26 protein-coding genes are annotated in these 24,513 nt (G+C 44.7%); 6 read left to right on the forward strand and 20 right to left on the reverse strand.

Translation table 11 applies throughout. The features are described from left to right. Nucleotides 1-70: 70 nt before the first annotated feature. The 14 genes from ndk to trmJ form a co-directional block, all read right to left on the reverse strand. Nucleotides 71-502: a nucleoside-diphosphate kinase gene (gene ndk, locus AC27HD_RS07855; protein WP_032097108.1), complete on the reverse strand. Its 432-nt coding sequence runs from the start codon at nt 500-502 to the stop codon at nt 71-73. Nucleotides 503-755: 253 nt separating this feature from the next. Continuing rightward, entirely contained in the window at nt 756-1,166 is a 411-nt protein-coding gene (locus tag AC27HD_RS07860) for a SufE family protein (RefSeq protein WP_032097109.1), read from the reverse strand. Between the two features lie 19 nt (nt 1,167-1,185). Further along, a complete protein-coding gene (sufT, locus tag AC27HD_RS07865) occupies nt 1,186-1,719 on the reverse strand; it encodes a putative Fe-S cluster assembly protein SufT (RefSeq protein WP_032097110.1) in 534 nt (177 codons plus the stop codon). An 81-nt stretch (nt 1,720-1,800) separates the two neighbouring features. Continuing rightward, the gene (locus tag AC27HD_RS07870) at nt 1,801-2,157 is read right to left on the reverse strand and encodes a HesB/IscA family protein (RefSeq protein ID WP_032097111.1); all 357 of its coding nucleotides are present in this window, start codon (nt 2,155-2,157) and stop codon (nt 1,801-1,803) included. Between the two features lie 9 nt (nt 2,158-2,166). Beyond that, on the reverse strand, nt 2,167-3,384 hold the full coding sequence (locus AC27HD_RS07875; protein WP_487104866.1) for an aminotransferase class V-fold PLP-dependent enzyme: 1,218 nt from the start codon (nt 3,382-3,384) through the stop codon (nt 2,167-2,169). Next, entirely contained in the window at nt 3,381-4,637 is a 1,257-nt protein-coding gene (gene sufD / locus AC27HD_RS07880) for a Fe-S cluster assembly protein SufD (RefSeq protein WP_032097113.1), read from the reverse strand. The genes AC27HD_RS07875 and sufD overlap by 4 nt, the downstream gene beginning before the upstream one ends. Then, nucleotides 4,634-5,395, reverse strand: a complete 762-nt coding sequence (gene sufC, locus AC27HD_RS07885; RefSeq protein WP_032097114.1) for a Fe-S cluster assembly ATPase SufC — start codon at nt 5,393-5,395, stop codon at nt 4,634-4,636. Before sufC ends, sufD begins: the two co-directional genes overlap by 4 nt. A 3-nt stretch (nt 5,396-5,398) precedes the next feature. Continuing rightward, nucleotides 5,399-6,835: a Fe-S cluster assembly protein SufB gene (gene sufB, locus AC27HD_RS07890; protein WP_487104869.1), complete on the reverse strand. Its 1,437-nt coding sequence runs from the start codon at nt 6,833-6,835 to the stop codon at nt 5,399-5,401. A 230-nt stretch (nt 6,836-7,065) separates the two neighbouring features. Further along, the gene (locus AC27HD_RS07895; protein WP_487104870.1) at nt 7,066-8,232 is read right to left on the reverse strand and encodes an IscS subfamily cysteine desulfurase; all 1,167 of its coding nucleotides are present in this window, start codon (nt 8,230-8,232) and stop codon (nt 7,066-7,068) included. Between the two features lie 17 nt (nt 8,233-8,249). Next, entirely contained in the window at nt 8,250-8,735 is a 486-nt protein-coding gene (gene iscR, locus AC27HD_RS07900) for a Fe-S cluster assembly transcriptional regulator IscR (RefSeq protein WP_032097116.1), read from the reverse strand. A 112-nt stretch (nt 8,736-8,847) separates the two neighbouring features. After that, nucleotides 8,848-9,429: a peptidoglycan-binding domain-containing protein gene (locus AC27HD_RS07905; RefSeq protein ID WP_487104872.1), complete on the reverse strand. Its 582-nt coding sequence runs from the start codon at nt 9,427-9,429 to the stop codon at nt 8,848-8,850. Nucleotides 9,430-9,498: 69 nt separating this feature from the next. Next, nucleotides 9,499-10,932: a hypothetical protein gene (locus tag AC27HD_RS07910; RefSeq protein ID WP_487104874.1), complete on the reverse strand. Its 1,434-nt coding sequence runs from the start codon at nt 10,930-10,932 to the stop codon at nt 9,499-9,501. Between the two features lie 201 nt (nt 10,933-11,133). After that, complete coding sequence (gene cysE / locus AC27HD_RS07915) at nt 11,134-11,958, reverse strand: serine O-acetyltransferase (protein WP_487104876.1); 825 nt, start codon at nt 11,956-11,958, stop codon at nt 11,134-11,136. A gap of 38 nt (nt 11,959-11,996) precedes the next feature. After that, nucleotides 11,997-12,794, reverse strand: a complete 798-nt coding sequence (gene trmJ, locus AC27HD_RS07920; protein ID WP_487104878.1) for a tRNA (cytosine(32)/uridine(32)-2'-O)-methyltransferase TrmJ — start codon at nt 12,792-12,794, stop codon at nt 11,997-11,999. A gap of 551 nt (nt 12,795-13,345) precedes the next feature. Here trmJ and suhB point away from each other — a divergent pair. Then, nucleotides 13,346-14,122, forward strand: coding sequence for an inositol-1-monophosphatase (gene suhB / locus AC27HD_RS07925; protein WP_032097239.1), 777 nt, complete (start codon nt 13,346-13,348; stop codon nt 14,120-14,122). 140 nt (nt 14,123-14,262) lie between these two features. Here suhB and secF read toward each other — a convergent pair whose 3' ends face one another. The 6 genes from secF to AC27HD_RS07955 form a co-directional block, all read right to left on the reverse strand. Continuing rightward, complete coding sequence (gene secF / locus AC27HD_RS07930; protein WP_487104880.1) at nt 14,263-15,201, reverse strand: protein translocase subunit SecF; 939 nt, start codon at nt 15,199-15,201, stop codon at nt 14,263-14,265. Nucleotides 15,202-15,211: 10 nt separating this feature from the next. Then, nucleotides 15,212-17,056, reverse strand: coding sequence for a protein translocase subunit SecD (gene secD / locus AC27HD_RS07935; RefSeq protein ID WP_487104882.1), 1,845 nt, complete (start codon nt 17,054-17,056; stop codon nt 15,212-15,214). A gap of 55 nt (nt 17,057-17,111) precedes the next feature. After that, nucleotides 17,112-17,450 (reverse strand): preprotein translocase subunit YajC, encoded by a 339-nt coding sequence (gene yajC, locus AC27HD_RS07940; protein ID WP_032097120.1) that lies wholly within the window; start codon nt 17,448-17,450, stop codon nt 17,112-17,114. Between the two features lie 52 nt (nt 17,451-17,502). Then, nucleotides 17,503-18,615 carry a tRNA guanosine(34) transglycosylase Tgt gene (gene tgt / locus AC27HD_RS07945; protein WP_032097121.1) on the reverse strand — a complete coding sequence of 371 codons (1,113 nt, stop codon included), beginning with the start codon at nt 18,613-18,615 and terminating at the stop codon, nt 17,503-17,505. A gap of 414 nt (nt 18,616-19,029) precedes the next feature. Beyond that, nucleotides 19,030-20,076: a tRNA preQ1(34) S-adenosylmethionine ribosyltransferase-isomerase QueA gene (queA, locus tag AC27HD_RS07950; RefSeq protein ID WP_487104884.1), complete on the reverse strand. Its 1,047-nt coding sequence runs from the start codon at nt 20,074-20,076 to the stop codon at nt 19,030-19,032. Between the two features lie 477 nt (nt 20,077-20,553). Then, nucleotides 20,554-20,823 carry a DUF6471 domain-containing protein gene (locus tag AC27HD_RS07955; RefSeq protein ID WP_268746526.1) on the reverse strand — a complete coding sequence of 90 codons (270 nt, stop codon included), beginning with the start codon at nt 20,821-20,823 and terminating at the stop codon, nt 20,554-20,556. Between the two features lie 257 nt (nt 20,824-21,080). Here AC27HD_RS07955 and AC27HD_RS07960 point away from each other — a divergent pair, with 257 nt between their 5' ends. The 5 genes from AC27HD_RS07960 (at nt 21,081) to AC27HD_RS07980 (ending at nt 24,457) form a co-directional block, all read left to right on the forward strand. Further along, the gene (locus tag AC27HD_RS07960) at nt 21,081-21,470 is read left to right on the forward strand and encodes a DUF2170 family protein (protein WP_032097124.1); all 390 of its coding nucleotides are present in this window, start codon (nt 21,081-21,083) and stop codon (nt 21,468-21,470) included. 23 nt (nt 21,471-21,493) lie between these two features. Then, nucleotides 21,494-22,174: a PspA/IM30 family protein gene (locus AC27HD_RS07965; protein WP_032097125.1), complete on the forward strand. Its 681-nt coding sequence runs from the start codon at nt 21,494-21,496 to the stop codon at nt 22,172-22,174. Between the two features lie 117 nt (nt 22,175-22,291). Next, nucleotides 22,292-23,347, forward strand: coding sequence for a potassium channel family protein (locus AC27HD_RS07970; RefSeq protein ID WP_334064031.1), 1,056 nt, complete (start codon nt 22,292-22,294; stop codon nt 23,345-23,347). Nucleotides 23,348-23,381: 34 nt separating this feature from the next. Continuing rightward, nucleotides 23,382-24,026 (forward strand): YjfK family protein, encoded by a 645-nt coding sequence (locus AC27HD_RS07975; RefSeq protein ID WP_487104887.1) that lies wholly within the window; start codon nt 23,382-23,384, stop codon nt 24,024-24,026. A gap of 11 nt (nt 24,027-24,037) precedes the next feature. Beyond that, nucleotides 24,038-24,457: a DUF350 domain-containing protein gene (locus AC27HD_RS07980; RefSeq protein ID WP_032097128.1), complete on the forward strand. Its 420-nt coding sequence runs from the start codon at nt 24,038-24,040 to the stop codon at nt 24,455-24,457. Nucleotides 24,458-24,513 lie beyond the last annotated feature (56 nt).

Genomic DNA, 24,513 nt, shown 5'->3' on the forward strand with positions numbered 1-24,513 from the left:
AGATATAAAAAAACGAGGCCGGAGCCTCGTTTCAGAGTTTGAAAAACTCTACTTCGATTTGACTACGTACTTAGCGAGTACGTGGGCAAATTTCTTCTTCTGAAAAGAAGTATGCAATTTCACGAGCAGCAGATTCAGGTGCATCAGAACCGTGAACCGCATTTTCGTCGATTGATGCAGCGTAGTCAGAACGAAGTGTTCCAGCAGCAGCATCAGCTGGGTTAGTTGCACCCATGATTTCACGGTTAGCTAGAACAGCGTTTTCGCCTTCAAGAACCTGAACCATAACTGGACCAGATGTCATGAAATCTACCAAAGCACCAAAGAAAGGACGTTCTTTGTGTTCTGCGTAGAAACCTTCCGCTTGCTCTTTGCTCATGTGTAGCATTTTAGAAGCAACAATGCGAAGACCAGCAGATTCAAAACGGTTGTAAATTGCGCCGACTACGTTTTTTGCTACCGCATCAGGCTTGATAATCGAAAAAGTGCGCTCAAGAGCCATGTTTTTTCTCCAAACAAATAAGTGTGTTTTCAATTTTGGCGGCGAATTATAGGCAATAATGACCGCAATGACTAGTGACTATTTGTAAAGCGACTCAGTCACCTTGAGCTTTAACGTTTTGCAATGTCTCATGAGCACATTAACGCATTGCTAATTTGCTACCAAACCATTGTACTTAAAGTATAAATTGCAAGAACGAGATTCATATAAGCAAAATACTAAAAGGTTAATTTCGTCTTTAAAAAAAGCCCGCCTACACGTTCGCGCGAGCCAAATCTTGTATTTTGCCTACGATGGCTCGAAGTCCGTTACCACGGGTGGGGGTAATATGACGCTCTAAATCTAAAGCTTCAAAGTATCCGTCCACATCAAACTGTGTGATGTCTTTCGGCGATTTATTGTTATAGGCAGCAAGCACTAGCGCCAGAAGGCCTTGAACAATGACCGCGTCGCTGTCTACATCGAACGTAATTTTACCGTTATCGAAAGATTCGACCAACCACACACTACTCTGGCAACCTTTTACCAAATGCTCTGGTGTCTTCTCACTTTCTGGTAAGCCAGGAATGGACTTACCTAAGTCGATAATATATTGATAGCGCTGTTCCCAATCATCGAAAAACGCTAAGTCATCAATAATTTCTTCACTGCTAGGCAACTTCATCGTTTGTCCTGTTTTTAATTTAAAAGAAAAGGCCAGCTTCTAGCTGCGCTTCTTCACTCATCATTTCACGAGACCAAGGTGGATCGAATACGAGTTCAACATTCACTTCATTGACATGAGGAACCATAGCAACGCGATACTCTACGTCGCCAACCAATACCGGACCCATGCCACATCCAGGTGCGGTTAATGTCATATCAATATCCACAACCCCACTCTCTTGTTGAATATTTACGGTGTAAATAAGCCCGAGAGAAACAAGATTAATAGGAATTTCTGGGTCAAAAATGGTTTCTAGCGCGTCCCACACTTGCTGTTTGCTTATGTTTCCATCGCTAGGCTTGTCAAAACTAAGCACCATTTCTTTACGGCCAATGGCCCCAGCATCGGTACCGTCGATACGGTACATATTGCCTTTCCAAGTAATGGTATAATTGCCACCTAACTCTTGGGTAATGCTGACGAATTCGCCTTCGGGGATAACAACAGGATTCCCCGCCGGTACCAAACGCGCTTTACATTCGCGCTCAGTTACCACCATTTTTTGCTTCATAAACTGCTAGTGCTCTATTGTATTTACGTGAGATCGTATTCTTGTGAGACTGTGTACTTGTGAGAATATGTGCTTGGGAGATTAACCTACGTTAAAGCTCTCGCCACAACCACACTCATCAACTACATTTGGGTTATTGTATTTAATCACCCCGTTAACACCTTCTTGCACGTAATCAATTTCAGTGTTTTTTAGCAGTCCCGTTGCATCAGCAGCAATAGCCACGTTTAGCATAGGTGAGATCTCAATAATTTCATCATCGTCTTTTGCGCTATCTGCAAAATCCAGCACATAGGCATATCCAGTACAACCACTCACTCGTGTTGATAGACGAATTAACTGACCAGGCTTTTCTTTAAGCTTACTTTCGAAATGCTTAACGGCACTGTCTGTTAGCGAGATGAGTTGTGTACTCGGTACAAACGTTTCAACACTCATAATGCCCCCTTAGGCCAACATCATTTTAGCTTTTTTAAGTGCAGCAAAAAGGCTGTCCACTTCTTCAAGCGTGTTATAAATTGAAAATGAGGCGCGGGCAGTTCCAGGAATACCAAAACGCTTCATTAATGGTTGCGCACAATTGTCGCCAGTGCGAATTGCAACACCTTGCCTATCGAGAATAAAGCCAATATCTGCAGGGTGTGCACCGTCGAGTAAAAAGCTTAACACACCAATTTTATTCGGTGCAGTGCCGACTATTTTCATTCCGTCGAGGGCTTCTGCTTGCTCTGTCGCATAAGACAAAAGAGCATGCTCGTGTTCATGCAACGCGGCTATATCGAGCTGCTTAAACCACTCAACCGCAGCGCCCATTCCGATAGCACCGGCAATATTTGGCGTACCTGCTTCAAGTCTATTTGGCAGTGATCCCCAAGTAGCCTCGTGGTAAGTGACGTCTTTAATCATCTCACCGCCTACTTGCCACACTGGCCAAGACTCTAAAATTTCTTTTTTACCCCACAAACAACCGATACCTGTAGGACCGAAAAGTTTGTGACCAGAAAAAACATAGAAATCGCAGCCGATGTCTTGAACGTCAACACCGCCATGAGCAATTCCCTGAGCGCCATCAACAAGCACCCAAGCGCCTACTTGCTTCGCTTTTTCTGTCAGCGTTTTAATCGGGTTTACCGTACCTAACGCATTTGATACGTGAGGAAATGCCACTAGCTTAGTTTTGCTTGAAAGCAGCTTTTCAAACGCATCAACGTCAAGTTCACCACTTTCGAATATGGGCACAATATTGAGCGTAGCACCCGCTTTTCGACAGGCTTGCTGCCAGGTAACTAAATTCGCGTGATGCTCAAGCTCTGTCACCATGACTTCGTCACCCTCAGCTAAAAGCTGAGCAAGACCGTTTGCCACTATGTTGATAGCTTCGGTTGTTCCTGCGGTCCAGATAACTTCTTCACGGGCATTCGCATTGATAAAGCTCGCTACGCTCGCTCTCGCGTTTTCATAGCGACGGGTTGCCTCATCTGACAAATGGTGCGCACCGCGATGTACATTAGCATTTGTGCCAGTATAAAAATCGACAATGGCGTCAATCACCGCCTGCGGCTTTTGCGTTGTCGCAGCGTTATCTAAATATACCAGCGGCTTCCCATCTACCGTTTTAGAAAGAATAGGAAACTGGGCACGAAGTGCAGCAACATCTAAGCTCATTTCACCTCCATCTGGGAAAAACGTTCACTGAGTAACGGCTGTAACCATTCGCGGATTGCGCTATTTGGCACGTCGTTAACCAACTCCTGAATAAACCCAAAATTAAGCATAACCAATGCTTTGCTGCGCGGTACACCGCGAGTAAGCAGGTAATAAAGTGCTTCTTCGTCAATTTCAGCTACGGTTGCACCGTGAGCACACTTAACGTCATCAGCATAAATCTCTAGTTCAGGCTTGGTATTAATCACACCGCGGCGAGAAAGCAAAAGATTGCGGTTGTTTAGCTCTGCCAAGGTTTTTTGAGCATCGCGGTGGATATGAATTCGGCCATTAAATACAGCGCGAGCCTTATCCCCCACAATACCCCGTGCATTTTCTTCCGTGGTACCGTTTGGCATTGCATGCTCAATGGTTGAGTGAAGGTCGAACAACTCACCTTCCGCCAACAAATAAATGGCATTCATTTTGGCATCGGCAAACTCACCAGCATGATGAATATCCACATCGAGGCGAGATAAATCACTTCCATAACCTACCATAGTAGAATTTAAAGTAGAGCGATTGTGTAATTTGAAGTGGCTTCCACCAAGCTGCTTGGCCGCTGCCGTAAACATGGCAAAGCGGTAGTGCTCTAGATGGGCATCATCGGCAATGTCGTATTCAGCAAAAGCAGTGGTTAAACTATCGGTGTCACCCACGCCTTGCTCAATCACAGTGGCGCTGGCACCCTTTGCTACTTTTACAACAACACGGGTATGTGCATCGACGTTTTGCGTAGCCATGTTAACAATACGCACTGGTGTATCAATTTTGGCATTTTCTTCAACGCTGATAAAAATACCGTGTTCACACAATGCATCATTGACTAAACCAAACATGTGTCGAGTAGGCTTAATTTGCCCGTAAATACTCGATATTGCTTGCTGAGTTGCCTTATCGTCGTGCTTAAGCGACGTGATTCTCATGCCTTTTGGTACATCTAGCGTATTCACTTGCGTGATCAATACGCCGTCAACAAACACCAAGTCGATAGCATTTAGGTTATCGATCGCGGGTACCGGCAGAACGTCTGCCTGCGTTGTCGTTTTTGCTTCACGCTTTTCTACAGAAGTAAGCGGCGTAAAACGCCAGCTCTCGTTTCTACGAGCTGGCCAACCATCGGCTTTTAATTGAGTTAAGGCCTGCTGACGCACGGGCGCTAAATAATCGTCGAATTGCGCCCCATCAATGACCTGTTGTAGCCATTGACTCATGCCTCTGCCTCCTCGTACGCCTTCCCTAGGAATGCGTAACCTTCTTTTTCCACCTCGTGAGCAAGTGATGCATCACCGCTTTTCACAATTTTGCCGTCGGCAAGAATGTGCACAAAATCTGGTTTGATGTAGTCAAGTAAGCGCTGATAGTGCGTTACTACTATGAAGCTACGCTTACCGTCGCGCTGGCTATTAACGCCATTAGCAACAACTTGAAGAGCATCAACGTCAAGGCCTGAATCTGATTCATCAAGAATGCACAGTGACGGCTCTAACAAAATCATTTGCATGATTTCGTTACGCTTTTTCTCACCACCTGAGAAGCCTTCGTTAACACCACGCTTAAGAAAATCTAATGGCAGCTGCACTTGTTTGCAGGCTTCTTTAGCCTTTTTCAAAAACTCAGCAGCTGTCAGAGCTTCTTCACCACGTTCTTCACGCATGGCATTTACAGACTCTTTCATAAATTCCATGTTGCTAACACCAGGAATTTCTACTGGGTATTGAAACGCTAAGAACAAGCCTTCACGGGCACGCTCTTCAACTTCAAGGTCTAGCAAATCTTTTCCATTAAGCGTTACGTCGCCTTCGCTCACTTCATAACCATCACGACCTGACAAGACATAACCTAACGTACTTTTACCGGCACCATTGGGGCCCATGATAGCGTGTACTTCACCCGGCTTAACTTCTAGGTTAAGACCTTTAATGATGTTTTTTTCTTCTACGCTGGCATGTAAATTCTTTATACTAAGCATTGATTACCCCACTGAACCTTCAAGACTAATTTCGAGCAGCTTGCCGGCTTCTACGGCAAATTCCATTGGCAGCTCTTTGAATACTTCTTTACAAAAACCGTTAACAATCATAGAAACGGCCTTCTCTGTGTCTAAACCTCGTTGGCGACACAAAAATAATTGTTCGTCGCTTACCTTCGATGTTGTCGCTTCGTGCTCAACTATTGCCGACGGGTTGCGACTTTCGATATACGGGAACGTATGTGCACCACACTTATCGCCAATAAGCAGCGAGTCACACTCGGTAAAGTTACGCGCGCCGTCTGCACGAGGCCCCATTTGCACGAGACCGCGATAAGCGTTGTTACTTTTACCTGCAGATATTCCTTTTGAGATGATGGTTGAGCGCGTATTTTTGCCCATATGAATCATCTTCGTACCGGTGTCGGCCTGCTGGCGTCCACGAGTAAGCGCTACAGAGTAGAATTCGCCTACGCTGTTGTCGCCTTTAAGGATACAGCTTGGATACTTCCACGTTACCGCTGAACCAGTTTCAACCTGCGTCCATGAGATTTTAGCGTTGGTGTGTGCAATTCCGCGCTTGGTCACAAAGTTGTAAATACCACCTTTACCGTTCTCATCACCTGGATACCAGTTTTGAACAGTGGAGTATTTAATCGTGGCGTCGTCCATTGCAACTAGCTCGACCACCGCGGCATGCAGCTGATTCTCATCGCGCTGCGGCGCAGTACACCCTTCAAGATAGCTCACATGACTGCCTTCATCGGCAATGATTAACGTACGCTCAAACTGACCGGTGTTCATTTCATTAATACGGAAATAGGTGGAAAGCTCCATTGGGCAACGAGTGCCTTTTGGAATGTAAACAAATGAACCGTCAGTAAACACAGCGCAGTTTAGCGCAGAGAAGTAATTATCCGTACGCGGTACTACTGACCCGATGTACTTTTTAACAAGGTCTGGATACTTTTGAATCGCCTCAGAAATTGGGCAGAAAATAACGCCAGCTTCTTCTAGCTTAGAGCGGAACGTTGTGACCACTGATACAGAGTCAAATACTGCATCTACTGCAACGCCTGCTAACATTTCTTGTTCGTGCAGCGGAATACCTAACTTTTCGTAAGTACGCAGTAGCTCTGGGTCTACTTCATCTAATGACTGAGGCTTGTCTTCCATACTCTTTGGTGCCGAGTAATACGAAATTGCCTGGAAATCAATTTTTGGGTATTCCACATGGGCCCAATCAGGCTCTTCCATTTCACGCCACGCATGATAAGCCTTTAGACGCCATTCGAGCATCCACTCAGGCTCGTTTTTCATTGCGGAAATGCGACGAATAATCGACTCATCTAGGCCGCTTTCAAACGTGTCCGATTCGATCTCTGAATAAAAACCAGCATCGTACTTTCTTTCTAACGCCTGTTCGATCTGTTCACTCATGTTTGGGTCTCGCTTGTTTGCCTGCATTTGCTGCCTAAGCCTTCCATTCACCTTGGCTTGGAAAATTACCCCACGGTCTTGGTAATTTCCCTTAATTCACCGCACAAACCTCGTGCAGTAAGCATTTTACAATGGTGGCAGCCTTAAAAATTGGTGCGGCATTATATAATACCTGAGTAATCCACTCAAATATTCAGCGACGTATTTTGCGCTACTTGCTTTAAAAAATCTTAAGCTAACGCCATTTGCCGCAATCGGTTTGTTACATCTGTTACTTTATTTACTACGTAATCGATGTCGTCTTGGGTCGTAAATCGTCCCACACTAAATCGAATTCCTGCATGAGCCAGTTCATCACTTCGCCCCAATGCTTTAAGCACATACGAAGGCTCTAAACTTGCCGATGTGCATGCTGAGCCAGATGACACAGCAATATCATTTAGCCCCATCATCAAACTTTCGCCATCAACATTGGCAAAGCTGACATTTAAAATACCTGCAATGCGCTTTTCTTCATGGCCGTTTAGGTATACACCCTCAATCTTGCTTAGCCCATTCCACAAAGCGATACGAAGCGCTTTAATACGCTCGTTCTCAGCTTCCATGTCTCGACTCGCTAATTCGAGTGCTTCGCCCATACCCACAATTTGGTGCGTTGCCAGCGTGCCCGAACGCATACCGCGCTCATGACCACCGCCATGAATTTGTGCTTCTAGGTTAATCTTAGGACGGCGGCGAACGTAGAGTGCCCCCATTCCCTTAGGCCCGTAAAACTTGTGTGCCGACATCGACAGAAGGTCTACCGGAAGCTCATTGAGGTTTATGGCAACCTTACCCACACTTTGTGCTCCATCCACATGAAATAACACACTATGTTGACGGCAAAGCTTTCCAATAGATTCGATGTCTTGGGTTACACCTAGTTCGTTGTTTACATGCATTACAGAGACTAAAATAGTGTCGTCTCTAATTGCGCCCTCTAGCTCCGATAAGTTAACTAGGCCATCGGCGCCTACCGTCAGATAAGTTACGTCAAAGCCCTGTGCTTGCAAATACTCACAGGTATCAAGCACTGCTTTGTGCTCAGTATTAACGGTAATGATGTGCTTGCCTTTCGATGCATAGCCATCGGCGACGCCTTTTATCGCTAAATTATTCGACTCGGTAGCACCGGAGGTAAATACAATTTCCCTTGGATCGCAATTAAGTGCATCGCTAACCTGATTACGGGCGATGTCAACGGCTTCCTCAGCCATCCAACCAAAGCGATAACTTCTTGATGCAGGATTGCCAAAATTACCGTCAAGAGTTAGGCATTTCGCCATAACTTGGGCAACTCGCGGGTCTACGGGAGTTGTGGCGGCGTAATCTAAATAAATAGGAGTAGATAGCGTCATAGTCATCAATGCCTTTTTTAAAGCCTAATGCTTACTTCAATATCGTTAGCTATATTGCGAAGTGCAGTATTGTTGTCTTGGCGCCCCGCCACCTCGCGAACATCATGCTTTTCCATTAACTCACCAAGAGTAATAGAGTGTAAAAAGCTTGAGATACGATCGCTTAAATCCTGCCATAAACTGTGGGTAAGGCAGCGATCGCCTCCCTGACAGTCAGCCTGACCTTGGCAACGTGTGGCGTCGATTGATTCATCAACCGCTGATATCACCTCGCCGATGGCAATCTCATTAGCGCTGCGGCCAAGTAAATAACCACCGCCTGGACCACGCACGCTGTCGACCAACTGCTCTTTGCGCAATCGGGAGAATAGCTGTTCTAAGTAAGATAGCGATATTTCTTGTCTTTCAGATATATCGGCAAGGGGAACGGGGCCACGCTTTGAATGCAATGCAACATCGAGCATTGCGGTTACCGCATAGCGACCTTTAGAGGTAAGTTTCATTATTGTCTCCCGCCTTTATATGAATAGCGGAATTTTCACATACCTGACTAAAATGGTCAAGTATAAGACCCAGTAATTTAGTCAGGTATTATTTCACAACAATTGTGTGGAGTTATTGGCGGAGAAGTTTGTGAAGCACTCGTTGATCGAACAAATTGTCTGAGTCTATGCCGTTAGCCTTCTTAAACTGCTTAATTGCTTCATGAAGTTGATCGGTAAGTCGTCCATCTACCTCCCCCTGATAAAGCCCTTCGTTTTTGAGGGCCTTTTGAACGCTTTCAACAACTTGCTTATAGACCTTTATGGAAGAGCCGTTTAAACCAAACTCTTGAGCACCAACGTATTCAATAATACGATTATTAAATAACTCATTTATCATTTGTGTGGATGCCTGGAAGTAGCTTAGATTAGAATTGCTACCGCAGTAATGGAACACATAATTAGAAAGTGTTTCGATACTTTCCCAAGATGTCACATCAAATGTATCGGGCCAATGTTGATTCTGACCAGTCATATATCCATTCAACCAACCCGCGAATAGATATTTTTGTGCATCATTTTTTTCAATAGCAGTTCTAAAGTCGCTACATGATGTATTCCCAACTCCCTTTACTGCGAACTTACCGTTCTTATCGATCGCTTGCGCATCAAAAATAAAAATAGATAATAAACAAATCACAGTAAAATATTTCATAACAAATCCTTTTTTAACAAGCCGCCGAAAGACTTCAGCGGCTGGTAGCATTTTAGTTAACGCTTTCTATCAATTCTTAAGTTTTCTGCGAACAAAAAACACGCTTGAAAATAAAAAGAGCGCCAACATTCCAGGTTCATTAACTTCTGCATCTGGGAGTGAATCTACTGTAAGAGCTGTCATTAGTAACTCAGACGCATCACCGGTCCAGTCAAGAAACAAAGGAAATGCAGTGGCGAATTCTGGATCCGCTACATCTAGCAACCGGTCAAGACCTACTAGACTAAATTCTGATATACCACCACCTAACGCTGCAAAATCGAAACTTTCTCCAGGGCTCAAAACTTCTACAACAGTTCCATCAACCACTAGTTCAATGTCACCAAACCCTAGTGCGGCACTTGGAGCCTCAATCCCTGAAAATGATGCTCCACCGGTTAAAGCATATTCAAAGCCATAAGCATATGGTGGATCAAACCAACGTCCAGGCTCAGGCGAAGTGAATACAAACTCTCCTGGAGCTGGAACGAAAGGTAATACAGGATTATCCTCATCTGAACCAGGCTCTATTCCTCCTACTCCACCAAAGCCGAACAGAAATGTAGCAGGTAGGCCAGCATCTGGTGATTCTGATTGCTGACCCAATGAATAAACATCTGCGTTTAGTAGCTCAAGGGCGGCGATTGCAGCATCTTCTCCAGCTGCGCTCCCGTAAAAAATATTGAACGTGCGGGCTCCTCCAACTTCAATTTCACCAAAAGCAAAATCAAAAACTGAGCCATGGTCGGCTGGTCCATTATCTTCGAAATCCACATTAACAGTCGCTGGGTCTACACTTCCAGCTGAAATTAATGGATTAACGTTAGCAAAGCCATTATCACTGGCATATCTTACATTGCCGCCGTTTGATTCCAAATTTGCTTCAACGCCAACATGAGTTACGTACTCGTTAAACTCAGTTGGTGGAATATCCCAATCCATTGCTCGTCGATAAACTACATCGTTAAGCACACTGTCGGTATTATTAGAAATAGTAATAGAAGCTTGAAAAACTCCTTCAGCCAAGGAACGACCATACGCATGTTGAACGCTAATTTCTGCGGCACTCAAATTTACATCCGAAGTAGCTGAGAACTCAGTAGACCCAAAAGTACCACCAGTCAGACCACCAATGCCACCATTGTCTACGCTAGCCCAGCCCGACACTCTTGTTTCCGTGGTAGTGGCTGCAACGCCCCATCCTTCGCATAAGCACCCTGGAGCGGTTGAATCCCCCAAACCATCTCGCCACAGTCCAACAGGCGCACCACTAAATTCTGCTATAAACTCGCTGGATAAACCATCAATGGAATTTGGCCTCACGTTGAGATGGCCTTCGTTATTTACACCTAAATAGGTATCGCCGTATTTTATAATAGTCGACGCTTTAGCTATAGGTATACTAATGCAGGATGCAACAACCGCTATACCAAGTAGCGTTTTACTGTTTTTCAGAAAACTCATATTTCAATCCTTTTATATGGAATCATCGCCACGCGCTTCATGTTGAAAGCACTTGACCACAGCAAAAAACGAACCAACCGGTAAGCAACTGAAAAACAAAGAAAAAATAAAATTTCATTTAAAAGGAGTAAAAATTACTGACACTTTAAATTTAAATGTGTGGCGAGTCTATTAGATTACAAATAAAAAGATCTAGGACAGTCAAATCGCTGGATCGAATGACTTATGGGTACTGCTATCTTGTTGAGCTTCATTTAACTCAAAGCCAGTATCAGCAAAATCTTCCGCGCTAATATTATGAAGGTTTTCTGTACACACATCGCCTCCAAGGGACTGAATAACCTTACACATCTCTTCTACTTTTGTGTCCATCTGGTGCATATGCTCAAGCATGATGCCCATTGCATTAGCTACTGGGTCAGGATTATCTGGCGCTACGGCATAGGCGTCGAAGCCGTATTTCTGTGCAATTTTATCTCTCTGAGGATTTAAAGAAGCACTCGCGTCTTTTTGCTTAGTAACAATAATTCTACCTGGAATACCCACCGCCGTAGCGCCGTCGGGGATATCTTTCACTACAACAGAATTTGAGCCCACTTTACCATTTTCGCCAATGGTGATAGGCCCAAGTACTTTTGCACCAGCACCTACCACTGCGCCGTTTTTAAGTGTCGGGTGACGCTTTCCGGCTTTCCAACTGGTTCCGCCTAATGTCACACCATGGTAAAGCGTAACGTCGTTACCAATTTCAGCGGTCTCACCAATAACCACTCCCATACCGTGGTCGATAAATACTCGTCGCCCTAACGTGGCACCTGGATGTATTTCAATACCCGTTAACCATCGATTAAATGTAGACAAAGTACGAGCCAGCCACTTCCACTCGGCTTTCCATAATTTGTGACTAATTCTGTGCAACCACACGGCATGCAGGCCAGGATAATTGGTTAAAACTTCAAACGTATTGCGCGCCGCTGGGTCGCGATGAAATACGCCTTGAATGTCGTCTTTTATTCGGCTAAACATGCTTTACTCATTACTGTTCTGATTAATTATTTCTCTGATCAATTACGATCCTGACTCGTCGTTTGAGCTGCTGATTCATCTGTCGTTTCTAATGAGGACGCTTGGCTAGCATCGTCATCACTTGCTTTAACCGACTTATCGATTGACGCTAAAATACCGCGCAAAATATTAAGCTCCTGTGATTCAGGACGAGAGCGATTGAATAATCTGCGTAACTTAGTCATAACCACTCCGGGGTGGCTCTTACGGATAAAAGAAGTTTTTTCCAGTGTAGACTCAAGGTGCACGTAAAAGCGCTCTAAGTCTTCGTTAAGAGGATATACCTCTTCAACTTCTGGGTAAGTTTCTCTATTCAAGTAGGCCATACGGATTTCATAACACAGAGTCTGTACCGCCGCTGCTAGGTTTAGTGAACTGTATTCTGGGTTTGCCGGGATACACATATGAAAATGGCACTGCTGCAGTTCTTCATTGGAAAGCCCGCTGTTCTCTCGGCCAAACACCAATGCGACGGGGTATTTACTGACTTCTTGTACCAACTTTTCACCACAGTCTCGTGGTCCTAGCATTGGCCATGAGTGAGTGCGAGAGCGTGCAGAGGTGCCAACAACAAGTCCACAGTCTTTTACTGCTTCTTCAAGGGTGTTGACAATTTTCGCATTGGCTAGCACGTCGCCTGCACCCGCTGCTAATGCGCTTGCTTGACCATCAGGTTCATTCACTGGGTCAACTAAATATAAGCTACTTAGCCCCATTGTTTTCATGGCGCGTGCAGTAGAGCCTATATTTCCTGTGTGAGAGGTGTTAACCAAAATAATGCGAATATTTTCAAGCATGCTTGCGATACCTATTTACTGAATAGTGAGTTGTTTTGTCTTATTACGGCTAGCGCTTAAAAAGCGGTGCCTTAGAAGGCGACGTTCATATGCTCTTACATACTGTGCTCTTACAAGCAAAGCTCTCAATAACTAGGTTAGTGACACCCAGTTCTAGCAACCTTAGCAGCAACAAACAGCCTGCTATAAGAGAATGGCAGGGACGTCTTTAATTAGCGCAAAGTGTAGCACAGCAGCGGTATAGATGGCTATTGGCTTACTTTTGACTCACTTGCCTATGACTCAATAATTTGCGGCATTAGAATTAGTGGTTACTAGGTGTATTTTGCACCGTGTAGCAGCACATGGGTAGCACCTAAATAAAGTGATAAAAGAAGACCTGCTAAGCAAATTCATTTGCATCGTTCATTGATTCTGTTAGACTCCGCCCGTTTTCGAGTTAGGCAAGCTATTTTTTGTACAGTTTTAATGCTGTTTTTAACAACATTATACAACTTGAACATTCTACAACTTGCGTAATTCATTGGTCTTTTACAATTGGTGGTTTATCTATGCATCCTATGCTGAATATTGCAGTGCGTGCTGCGCGTGCGGCTGGAACAGTTATTGTTCGTGGTTTTGAAAAACATAATGAAATTGCAACAGAGTCGAAGGGGTTGAACGACTTCGTTACTCAAGTTGACAAAGACGCAGAGCAAGCGGTTATCTATAAAATTCAGCAGTCATACCCAGATCATTGCTTTTTAGGCGAAGAGTCAGGAGAGATACTAGGCTCGGACACTGATTATCAGTGGATTATCGACCCGCTAGATGGCACCGCCAATTTTGTGAAAGGCATTCCTCATTTTGCTGTTTCTATTGCACTTCTTCATAAAGGCCGTTTAGAGCAAGGCGTTGTATTTGACCCAATCCGTAGTGAATTATTCACAGCCAGTCGCGGACAAGGCGCTCAGCTTAATGGTTACCGTATTCGAGCATCAAAGCCTCGTGATTTAAGCGAAACCATTATTGCTACTGGTCTGCCGTTTAAAAACAAATCACAGTTTGGCGAATATGCCCTTAGCCTTAATAAAATTTTCCACGAAGTGGGTGATTTACGTCGCGCAGGAAGTGCTGCACTTGACCTAGCATACGTTGCTGCTGGCCGTCACGACGGTTATTACGAGCGCGGTGTTAAGTCTTGGGATATTGCAGCGGGCGAGTTAATTGTTCGTGAAGCGGGCGGTTTGGTAACAGACTTTAAAGGCGGAAACGATCCACTGCACAAAGGCGAAATCGTTGCTGGGAGCGGCAAAGTAGTTCAAGGCCTCGTTAAGCACCTTAAGTAAGAAAACTTAAGTAGGCCACTTTAAAGTGCCTTATAAATAAAAAGGTCGCTGTTTACACAGCGACCTTTTTTTGTTTTTGCTTTTGTACCTACTTTTTATTCAGCCTATTCCTGACTTCCTTTTGAGTAGTCGGCGAAAGGCTAAAGCGGCTCTTGGTCAGCGCCCTCTTTCTCCACTTGTGGTGGCATGAGGTCTTCTTTGCTGATACCCAGCGCTAAAGCAACAGAACTTGCAATGTAAACCGATGAGTAAGTACCCACTATCACTCCAAATAGAAGAGCTGTTGCAAAACCGTGTATTAGTGCGCCACCTTTGTAGAACAAGGCAACAAGTACTAGTACGGTGGTTAACGAGGTAATTATCGTACGGTTTAAGGTTTGAGTCAGCGATATATTGATGATATCAATTGGCTCGCCTTTGCGAATTTTACGAAAGTTTTCACGAATACGGTCTGATACAACAATAGTATCGTTAAGTGAATAACCGATTACCGCAAGTACCGCAGCAAGTACCGTCAAATCAAACTCAATTTGAAGTACTGAAAACAAACCTAAGGTTAAAATAACATCGTGGGCCAAGGCCGATACCGAGCCAAGGGCGAAACGCCACTCGAAACGCATTGCCACGTAAATTAGAATACAGATAAGTGCTACTAGCATGGCAAGACCGCCCTGCTCTGTTAGCTCTTCACCAACATTTGGCCCGACAAACTCAATACGACGCATGTCAACTGTGGTACCGTCAGCACGTAACGCTGCAACAACTTGGTTACCAATAGTGACCGCTTTTACACCATCGCGAGGCGAAATGCGTATCAGTACTTCTTGGCTGCTGCCAAAGTTCTGTACTATGGCATCTTCAAAATCAGCGTTATTTAACTGAGCGCGAATTGACTCTAAATTAGCACTGTCTTCATAGCCAACTTCAATCAACGTACCGCCGGTGAAATCCAGTCCCCAATTCAGGCTATTAACGCCTAAAGAAACAAACGATCCCAAAATAAGTACAGTAGACAGCACCATCGCGGGAATGCGAAGGCGCATGAAATTGACGGTGTCGGCTAGTTTTAATAATTGCATGTTACGCTCCTTAAATCGCCAGTTTCTCTAAACGTTTTCCACCCCACACTGCGTTAACGATAACGCGCGTGACTAAAATAGCGGTAAACATAGAAGTGGCAATACCAATCATAAGCGTAATAGAGAACCCTTTAATTGGACCTGTACCTACTGCGAACAAAATAAGACCCGCAATAAATGTCGTGATATTCGCATCCAAAATCGTTGAAAATGCGCTATCGTAACCGTGATGTATAGCTTGTTGCGGACTTCGACCATCGCGCAGTTCTTCACGAATACGTTCAAAAATAAGCACGTTCGCATCTACCGCCATACCAACGGTAAGTACAATACCCGCCATACCAGGTAGGGTTAGTGTTGCCCCTGGGATCATCGACATAATGCCCACAATCATGACCAAGTTAGTCACCAGCGCCAAATTGGCCACAATACCGAATGCCTTGTAATACACCAACATAAAGGCAAGCACCGCAAGTAAGCCGTAAACAATGGCTTGAGTACCCAGTTCAATATTCTCTTTACCCAAGCTTGGCCCTACTGTGCGCTCTTCAACAATTTGAATAGGTGCAATAAGCGCACCTGCGCGAAGTAATAGTGCAAGGTCGCGGGCTTCCTTTGGCGAGTCTAACCCAGTAATTTGGAACTTGCTGCCAAGCTGTGCACGAATGGTAGCCACTGAGATAACTTGCTCTTCTTTTTCAAAAATAAGCTTATCTTCTTTAGTGCGCTCACCGGTTGCCTTGTACTCAATAAAGACGGTTGCCATCGGCTTGCCGATATTGCCACGAGTAGAGCGTGACATCTTGTTGCCGCCTTCAGAATCAAGAGAAATATTGACGTTAGGCAAGCCGTATTCGTCAACGCCGCTGTTGGCATCGATGATGTGGCTACCTGTAAGCATAATGCGCTTTTCCAAAAGCTGTGGCACACCCTGCTGGTCTTCAATAATTTGAGAGCCCGGCGGCACGCGGCCGTTTAGTGCATCGCGAACGTCGTTTTTCTGATCAAGCATGCGGAATTCAAGCGTAGCTGTGGCATTCAAAATTTCTTTTGCACGTGCGGTATCCTGAATACCTGGAAGCTGCACAACTATGCGATCAGCACCCTGTTTTTGAACAAGAGGCTCGGCCACACCAAGTTGGTTAACACGGTTACGGATAATGGTAATGTTTTGCTTAACCGCATTGTCGCGAATTTCTTGTAGCTTGCTTTCGGCAAACGTCGCTCGTAACGTCAGGTCATCAACGTCGTTAAACGTTAAGTCACGGCTTTGGTTACGCAGGAAAAATTTCGCTTTATCAAGCGCGTCTTCGTCGCGAAAGGTAATATCGATATGATTGCCCACTTGCTTAACGCCGCGATAGCGAATGTCTTCACCGCGAAGGGATGTTCTGAATCCGCTTTCCGCGTCTTCTAACGATTTAGTGATCACCTCAGACATATCAACTTCCATAAGGAAGTGGACACCACCACGAAGGTCTAGACCAAGCTTCATTGGCGTTCCGCCTAAGCTCTCTAGCCACTCAGGGGTATCAGGCGCTAGGTTCATCGCTACAAAGTAGTCGTCGCCAAGCAGCTTCTCTAGGGTTTCACGGGCAACAAGCTGGGTATCAGAATCTGAAACGCGAACAAGTATTTGCTCATTTTCGAATTCAATGCGCTTAGGCGTAATTGATTTTTCAGCTAGTGCAGACTCAACTTGCTCTACCATTGATTGGGTAACAACCGCATCGCGGCCTGCTGAAATTTGAACGGCGTGATCTTCGCCATAGATATTGGGGAGGGCATAAAGTGCGCACATTGCCACCACAAATAGCGCGCTTAATACTTTCCATATTGAATTTTTGTTTAGCACTGGATAATCCTTTCGTGCCGGTGCCGAGAAGCGTCTCGGCTCCGGCGTTTTTTACTTACAGCGACTTCATTGTGCCTTTTGGCAACACAGCAGTAACTGAAGACTTCTGCACAACTATGTTGCTTGCTTCGTTAAGTGCCATTTCAATAAAATCTTTATCGTCAGACACTTTTGTGATTTTTCCTACTAAACCACCTTGTGTTAGCACTTCATCACCTTTGCCAAGTGACGATACTAGGTTCTTATGCTCTTTAACACGCTTCGCTTGTGGGCGATAAAGCAAGAAATAAAAGATAAGACCAAACACTGCCAGCATGATTATCATTTCCATGCCGCCACCTTGTGAAGCACCACCAGCTGATTGTGCGTACGCGTTTGAGATAAATAGACTCATAAAATTCCCCAAGTATTCTCGTTATTCAAATATTTTCGTTATTATTTCGTTGTTAGAGTGCCGGTACCGGCAACCCTCTTTGTTCATAGAAATTATGTACAAACTCGTCCATTGTGCCTGCTTCAATAGCATCGCGCATACCTTGCATAACACGTTGGTAGTGACGCAAGTTATGAATAGTATTCAATCGTGCGCCAAGTATCTCATTACACTTATCTAAGTGATGTAAATAAGAGCGAGAATAATTTTTACAAGTGTAACAGTCACAATTTTCATCTAATGGTGATGTATCGTTGCGATGTTTAGCGTTTCGGATCTTAATAACCCCCTCGCCCACAAACAAATGACCATTGCGCGCATTACGGGTTGGCATAACACAGTCGAACATGTCGATGCCGCGACGAACCGCTTCCACTAAGTCCTCTGGCTTACCTACGCCCATTAAGTAGCGAGGCTTATCTTCGGGAATCTTTGGCGCTGTGTGATCGATAATGCGGATCATGTCTTCTTTAGGCTCGCCAACTGATAACCCACCAATGGCATAACCGTCAAAACCAATCGCTTCTAACCCAGCAAGAGAGACGTCACGAAGACCCTCATACATGCCGCCTTGAATAATACCGAACAATGCAGCAGGGTTGTCACCATGAGCCTCTTTGCTTCGCTCGGCCCAGCGAAGGGACATTTCCATAGACACTCGCGCTTCCTGCTCGGTGGCTGGGTAAGGCGTACATTCGTCGAAAATCATCACAATATCAGAGCCCAGGTCTCGCTGAACCTCCATCGACTTTTCAGGTGTGAGTAAGATCTTTTCGCCGTTAATTGGCGAGCGGAACGTTACGCCCTCTTCGGTGATCTTACGCAGGTCACCTAGGCTGAAAACCTGAAAACCGCCTGAATCGGTAAGAATAGGCTTATCCCAGTTCATAAAATCGTGCAGGTCACCATGCTGGCGAATAACACCCGTGCCCGGGCGAAGCATTAAATGAAAGGTATTACCCAAACAGATATGTGCCCCACTTTCTTTCAGTTCTTCCGGGGTCATTCCTTTTACCGTGCCGTAGGTACCTACCGGCATAAACGCTGGCGTTTCGACAACACCGCGCTCAAATACAAGACGCCCGCGCCTAGCGCGACCCTCTGTTTTTAATAACTCAAATTGCATGTAAGAACTTTCCCATCTTTGCGCACTCTTCGCGTTAAGTATAAAAGTGCTTTTGATATAATCGGTCTATAACGTGCGCCTGATAAAAAACGTGCGCTGGGTATAAAACTGGGTTTGAAATCATGGGGCGGGATTATACCAGTAATTTACGCGAGATCATTCCCTGTATCTATGTTTCTATTGAAGTGAACGAATATCTGGCCGTAAAAGAGGGTAATTAAGAATGAACGGCATTTGAAAATAGATGTTTGAGAATAGTCGTTTAAAGTAGAAATTGAGGGAGTTATCTAGGGAGTTGTTTAGATAGCTATTTAGGAAGCTAAGGAAAGCGCTATTTAAAAGCGCTTTCCAGAGAATCTATCCGAGAAGCCATTCCAAGAGGCTATTCTAAGAAGCTATTACAAAAACTCCGAACTAGCTTCTTTCGATAAACATGGAATCGCCATAGCTGAAGAATCGATATTCCTTATCAATGGCCTCTTGGTATGCATCCATCACATACTCTTTAGAAGCAAACGCACTAATAAGCATCATCAAGGTAGATTCTGGTAAGTGGAAATTAGTAAACATCGCATCCACTACTTTGAACTCGAACCCCGGATAAATAAAGATTTCAGTGTCATCGTAAAAAGTGCCAATGACATCACCATCGCTCCGCGAAGTACTGAATTTCGCCGCCGACTCTAAAGAGCGCACCGAGGTGGTACCTACGGCAATAACTCGCTTACCGGCTGCCTTAGTCTGCAGTACAGCATCCACCACGTTTTGTGGTACCTCAGCATATTCGGCATGCATTTTGTGCTCGGTAATATTATCTACTCGCACTGGTTGAAATGTTCCCGCCCCCACATGCAAAGTGACAAAGGCCAAGTTAACGCCCTTCTCTTTTAGCGCGTTGAGAATGTGTTCGTCAAAGTGTAAACCAGCGGTTGGCGCTGCTACCGCACCTGGCTTGTCGTTGTATACCGTTTGATAGCGTTCTTTGTCTGAGTTTTCATCAGGTCTGTCTATGTAAGGCGGCAATGGCATGTGCCCGTGAGCTTCTAATAGCTGCAAAACGGTTTCATTGTGGTCGAATTGCAAAATAAACAAAGCATCCTCACGGCCCGTCACGGTCACATTAACGCAATCTTCTAAAACAAGCTTTGTGCCTGGTTTAGGCGCTTTGCTCGCTCTCACGTGAGCAAGGGCGGTGTTGTCTGCGGTAATGCGTTCGATAAGCACTTCTACTTGCCCACCCGTTTCTTTCTTCCCGAGCAATCTGGCTGGGATAACTCGTGTGTCATTAAATACAAGCAGATCGCCAGGTTCAACAAGAGATAGCATATCAGCGAACATTGAGTGGGTAACGGTTCCCGTTTTTCCATCTAAACGCAAAAGGCGGCTAGCAGCACGCTGCTCAGTAGGATATTTCGCGATAAGTTTTTCAGGGAGCTCAAAGCTAAAATCAGAAAGTTTCATAACGTGGTGAGATACTCTTCTTACTTAGTTAATTTTAAGTTGCACAGTGCAGTCATTTCAAGCAGTGATTACAAGCAGTCGTGACAATAACCACAGTAAGTACAATAATAAGCCATTAAAATAAGGGCAATTAAATAACGAGAAACACGTTAAAAACAGTTAAAAACTATAAACGTCTTCGCGTAGGTGTTCGCGTAGGTATGATGTCATATAATCCGTTATGAAATTTCATACCACTTACAGCTGATTAAAATTAGTACAAACCAGCTTAATCGGTTAAGATGTAGTCCAGATAGTGATGATGTTCTCCCTGACAATTCTTTATCTTTGATACCCGGCAACGTGCTGGGTATTTTTTTGCCTGCTGCTTTTATGTCAGTCGGCATATTGACCGTCACATTAGCCTTTGACTCTCAATTTACTGCTCGTTTATTTGTACTTGCTATTGTTCCTGCTATTTCTATTATCATACCAAGATCATGGCTGAAGGTCAGTTAAGATCTCTTCTAGCACAGCGGCGTCTAAAGGCCGAGCTTTAAGCACATAAAGAACTTGCAGCATTAAATCAGCCCCCATAATACCTTTATTCACCTTATTTCTTAAATTATCAGCACTCTGCTCGATATCAATTGCAGCGAGCCGCTGGCTTAAGTCTTGATATTTCACGCCTCGCACAGACATTTCTGACTTAATCACCCGCGCTACGGTTTGTCTCCATGCATTTTTAGCACTTAATTCTTTGTTCAAAACCTGCCTCCACAACCCTTAAATTCCTCACTAAAAGCATCACTAAAAAAGACTCTTTTGTGACGTATGATTTACAAAAACACACTTTTTTACACTTAAGGAGCATATTTGTTATTGACGATTATGGCACAATGGATATACACTTCAAGTCAAGATGTTGGCGAAGATGAAAAATACTGGTTACAGTAGCAATGCCGAAGGTAACGGCACCTTTTTCATTTACGACATTATCGCTTCAATAATTTAAGGAGAACACTATGAGTTGGGAACTGGAAAGCATCGAAGCCTTACTAAAAGAGGTTGATGACTTTGTGGTAACACGAGAGGAAAATTGCTTACTCATTGCTAATCAAGATGGCATCGATGCCTGGCTAGCAATCAGTGGTGAGCAAATTTTAGTAGAAAGCCTCTTGTTTGCTGCTTCAGAAGTGAAAGACAAGCACGCGTTAGACCATGAAATACTGTCTTCTCACATGGTGTTTCCACTCACAACCGTTGGAATATCAACCATTGGTGGTGATGAGTACTACACCGCATTTGGTGCGCTAAGTGCGCAGTCTAAAGGCGAGAGTATTGTTATTGAAGTTGAAACCTTGTTTCAGAACGTTGCATCTTTCTTAGATGCTTACGAAATGCACCTTAACTAAAATTTACTTCGAAGGAGAAGCAAATGTCAGTGTGGAAAAAGTTAATTACCGCAGTAAAGGGTGGCGCTACCGAAGCAGCGCAGTCAGTGGCCGACAGTCAGGCCATCCGAATTCTGGAGCAGGAAATTAGAGAAGCGAAAGAAGAGTTACGCAAATCTGACCACGCACGTACTCAGATTCTTGCAAAATGTAAGCTTTCGCAGCAAAAAGTAGAAAGCTTTGATTCATCCATCGCAGAATATGAAGCACATGCTAGAAAAGCAGTAGACAATGATCGTCAACTTGCCCTCGACTGTGCACAAAAGGTGTCTGAGCTAAATGAAGAGCGAGCGCAAGAGCAGTCATATCTTGACCAGTTTAAGCAATCGGAAAAGCAGTTAGCGCAAAACATTCAGCAAGCTAAAGCCAACCTTCGCCGCCTTGAGCAGCAGGTTGATATGGTGAAAGCCACAGAAAGCGTGCAAAAAGCACAAGTTGCAGTGTCATCACGACACATGGGCGCAAACAGCAAAATGAAAACGGCCACAGAATCACTGTCCCGTATTCAAGATAAGCAAAAAATGCGTAATGCTGAGCTTCAAGCCGCCGAAGAGCTAGCGGGTGAAGAATCGAGTAGCGATCTTGAAAAACGACTGGCTGATGCGGGCATCAAGGGCGGAAAAACATCTGCTGACGATGAACTTGCTAGAATTTTAGGCAAGTAAAGAGATAGCAAAAAGGGGGAGCGTTTACGCTCCCCCTTTTTTTAGTTTTAGCACGGCTAGACAAGTTAAACGCTTCAAGGCACAGTTAACGCACGGAAAACACGGGTTACTTCTTTTATGTCCCCATGGATAAAACTGCGCAAAGTCATGCTGCAGTATTTCGCTGAATCTCGCTGGTATACCATTTTAGGCGTAACGGCGTTTTACGCAGTAAGTAGCTATTGGCTGCTTTATGCTGCAAATGAAAATGAACTCATTAACAGCGTCGACTTCTTTTACTGGTTAGCAGTAACGGCCTCGACAGTGGGCTACGGCGACTTGTCGCCGGTAACTTCGGCGGGAAAACTCATAGTGGCGATATACGTCATTCCGCTGGGCTTAAGTATTTTTGCCATGGTTATTGGCCGATTGGCCGCGTGGGTGTCTGAACAATGGAGAAAAGGGTTATTGGGTATGACAAGCTTAGATGTTAACAACCACATACTGGTTATCGGCTGGAATGAACAGCGAACCATGCTGCTACTTAACCTCCTGTTACAGGAGCGAAATGCAATGAGCCCTAAACCTGATATTGTGCTGTGCGTTAAAGCCGATATTAGTAACCCCATGCCCGGTGTTATCGAATTTGTCAAAGTAGACTCGTTCAACAAAGATGAAGACATGGACAGAGCCTGCGTTTCCTCGGCGTCGACTATTTTGCTAGATAACCCTTACGACGACGTCACCATGACCACTGCGCTTTATTGCACGAAGCGTAACCCCGATGCACATCAAGTGGCATATTTTGAAGACGAAAGCTTAGTCGACCTGCTGCAAGACCATTGCCCTAAGGTTGAATGTACCCCCAGCGTTGCCGTTGAAATGCTGGCAAAATCAGCCTTCGACCCTGGCTCGAGCATGCTGCACCACGACCTGTTGAGTATTGATGAGGGCCAAGCCCAGTTTTCGGTAAAAATTCCAGCGTCGAGCCCTGCAATCTCAATCGCAAAGTTATTTATGAACTTGAAACGCAAGCACGACGCCATATTTATTGGTTATGCGCCCCGCGGGCAAGTGAAAGACATGGTGGTGAATCCTCCATTAGAGGGCACACTGAATCCAGGTGACACCCTTTTTTATATTGCGCTAAGTCGAATCAATTCGATTGACTGGTTAACGCTGGACGCAGATTAGCCCGCAAACTAGGCTGTCAAAAAGGAGCCTCCATATGTTTGGTAAATTGTTTAAAAAAGCGAAACCTTCAGCACCAAAGACGCCTGAGGTGATGGGGCTATATTTAGGCGGTTCGTTTGAACTCGATAACCTTAAAATGTCGCTGCTAGAGCCATCGCTAACCATAGAAAAAGCGGCTCGCTCGCACCTTATACAAGCTGTAGGCGAGGCCCCCCTTGACACCGGCGGCACCATACTCAGATTTTATACCGATGACGATGGGTTTTTGCAGGTAATTCTCGATGGCGGAATGAGTGAAAACCACGTAACCGACGTCAAACTCTGGCATTTTTACGACACACAAACCATTGGCAGTGATGCGCAGTGGAATACGTGCTTGTCATCAATTATTAGCCAGCCAACCTATGACCTAGACGGCAACACCTTCACTCGCGTTTGGGGTGCCATTGGCGATGAGTCTCCCCCTGTGGCAGTAACAGAAACCACGTATGAGGAAGACGGTGATATTAGTAAAACAGACCAATTTATGATGCTTTACGAACGTCCAATAGATAATGAACGGGTGGAAACCCTGCTAGTCGTTGGAGAAGAGAAGCAAGTAGGTAATAATTTAGACCGATGCTTGGTAATTTCAACGGGCGTTGATATTCAACCAGCAGATATAACTATTAACGGATAGGAACAAAAAATATGACGGATACAATCATGCAATCACTTGCAGGACTAGATAACTTTGCTTTGTACTTTGGCCTTTCAATCCTGTTCTTATTTATTTTCAAATTGGTGTATGCGTTAGTCACACCGCATGACGAGTGGAAACTGGTTAAAGAAGACAAAAACGTTGCTGCAGCCATTGGTTTTGGAGGCGCTATTATCGGTTTTGCTATTGCTCTTGGAAGTGCCGCTTCAAACTCGGTTGCCGTAATCGACTTCGCCATTTGGGCCATTGTTGCCGTTATTGCTCAGTCTCTGGCTTTTGCTATTTTACGATTTAGCTTCATGCCAAAAATTGCTGAGCGCATTAACAACAACGAAATTTCTGCAGGTGTGATGCTTGCCAGTATGTCAATTGCCGTAGGCTTGCTCAACGCAGCATGCATGACCTATTAGGGAGCCGCTATGACAGACTCAACAGACAACACAAATAAACAGGGCCCGCTTGGCTC

This window comes from Alteromonas sp. 4NS20-0143 (assembly GCF_057542855.1).

Excerpts from the sequence above, each read along its gene's own strand:
- tgt (WP_032097121.1), bottom strand. The coding sequence starts at position 18,615 with ATGCAATTTGAGTTATTAAAAACAGAGGGTCGCGCTAGGCGCGGGCGT.
- iscR (WP_032097116.1), bottom strand. The coding sequence starts at position 8,735 with ATGAAACTTACCTCTAAAGGTCGCTATGCGGTAACCGCAATGCTCGAT.
- AC27HD_RS07910 (WP_487104874.1), bottom strand. The coding sequence starts at position 10,932 with ATGAGTTTTCTGAAAAACAGTAAAACGCTACTTGGTATAGCGGTTGTT.
- ndk (WP_032097108.1), bottom strand. The coding sequence starts at position 502 with ATGGCTCTTGAGCGCACTTTTTCGATTATCAAGCCTGATGCGGTAGCA.
- AC27HD_RS07965 (WP_032097125.1), top strand. The coding sequence starts at position 21,494 with ATGTCAGTGTGGAAAAAGTTAATTACCGCAGTAAAGGGTGGCGCTACC.
- AC27HD_RS07905 (WP_487104872.1), bottom strand. The coding sequence starts at position 9,429 with ATGAAATATTTTACTGTGATTTGTTTATTATCTATTTTTATTTTTGAT.
- AC27HD_RS07980 (WP_032097128.1), top strand. The coding sequence starts at position 24,038 with ATGACGGATACAATCATGCAATCACTTGCAGGACTAGATAACTTTGCT.
- AC27HD_RS07975 (WP_487104887.1), top strand. The coding sequence starts at position 23,382 with ATGTTTGGTAAATTGTTTAAAAAAGCGAAACCTTCAGCACCAAAGACG.
- suhB (WP_032097239.1), top strand. The coding sequence starts at position 13,346 with ATGCATCCTATGCTGAATATTGCAGTGCGTGCTGCGCGTGCGGCTGGA.
- AC27HD_RS07970 (WP_334064031.1), top strand. The coding sequence starts at position 22,292 with ATGTCCCCATGGATAAAACTGCGCAAAGTCATGCTGCAGTATTTCGCT.
- secF (WP_487104880.1), bottom strand. The coding sequence starts at position 15,201 with ATGCAATTATTAAAACTAGCCGACACCGTCAATTTCATGCGCCTTCGC.
- queA (WP_487104884.1), bottom strand. The coding sequence starts at position 20,076 with ATGAAACTTTCTGATTTTAGCTTTGAGCTCCCTGAAAAACTTATCGCG.
- AC27HD_RS07860 (WP_032097109.1), bottom strand. The coding sequence starts at position 1,166 with ATGAAGTTGCCTAGCAGTGAAGAAATTATTGATGACTTAGCGTTTTTC.
- sufC (WP_032097114.1), bottom strand. The coding sequence starts at position 5,395 with ATGCTTAGTATAAAGAATTTACATGCCAGCGTAGAAGAAAAAAACATC.
- AC27HD_RS07960 (WP_032097124.1), top strand. The coding sequence starts at position 21,081 with ATGAGTTGGGAACTGGAAAGCATCGAAGCCTTACTAAAAGAGGTTGAT.
- cysE (WP_487104876.1), bottom strand. The coding sequence starts at position 11,958 with ATGTTTAGCCGAATAAAAGACGACATTCAAGGCGTATTTCATCGCGAC.
- sufD (WP_032097113.1), bottom strand. The coding sequence starts at position 4,637 with ATGAGTCAATGGCTACAACAGGTCATTGATGGGGCGCAATTCGACGAT.
- AC27HD_RS07895 (WP_487104870.1), bottom strand. The coding sequence starts at position 8,232 with ATGACGCTATCTACTCCTATTTATTTAGATTACGCCGCCACAACTCCC.
- sufT (WP_032097110.1), bottom strand. The coding sequence starts at position 1,719 with ATGAAGCAAAAAATGGTGGTAACTGAGCGCGAATGTAAAGCGCGTTTG.
- trmJ (WP_487104878.1), bottom strand. The coding sequence starts at position 12,794 with ATGCTTGAAAATATTCGCATTATTTTGGTTAACACCTCTCACACAGGA.
- yajC (WP_032097120.1), bottom strand. The coding sequence starts at position 17,450 with ATGAGTCTATTTATCTCAAACGCGTACGCACAATCAGCTGGTGGTGCT.
- sufB (WP_487104869.1), bottom strand. The coding sequence starts at position 6,835 with ATGAGTGAACAGATCGAACAGGCGTTAGAAAGAAAGTACGATGCTGGT.
- AC27HD_RS07870 (WP_032097111.1), bottom strand. The coding sequence starts at position 2,157 with ATGAGTGTTGAAACGTTTGTACCGAGTACACAACTCATCTCGCTAACA.
- AC27HD_RS07875 (WP_487104866.1), bottom strand. The coding sequence starts at position 3,384 with ATGAGCTTAGATGTTGCTGCACTTCGTGCCCAGTTTCCTATTCTTTCT.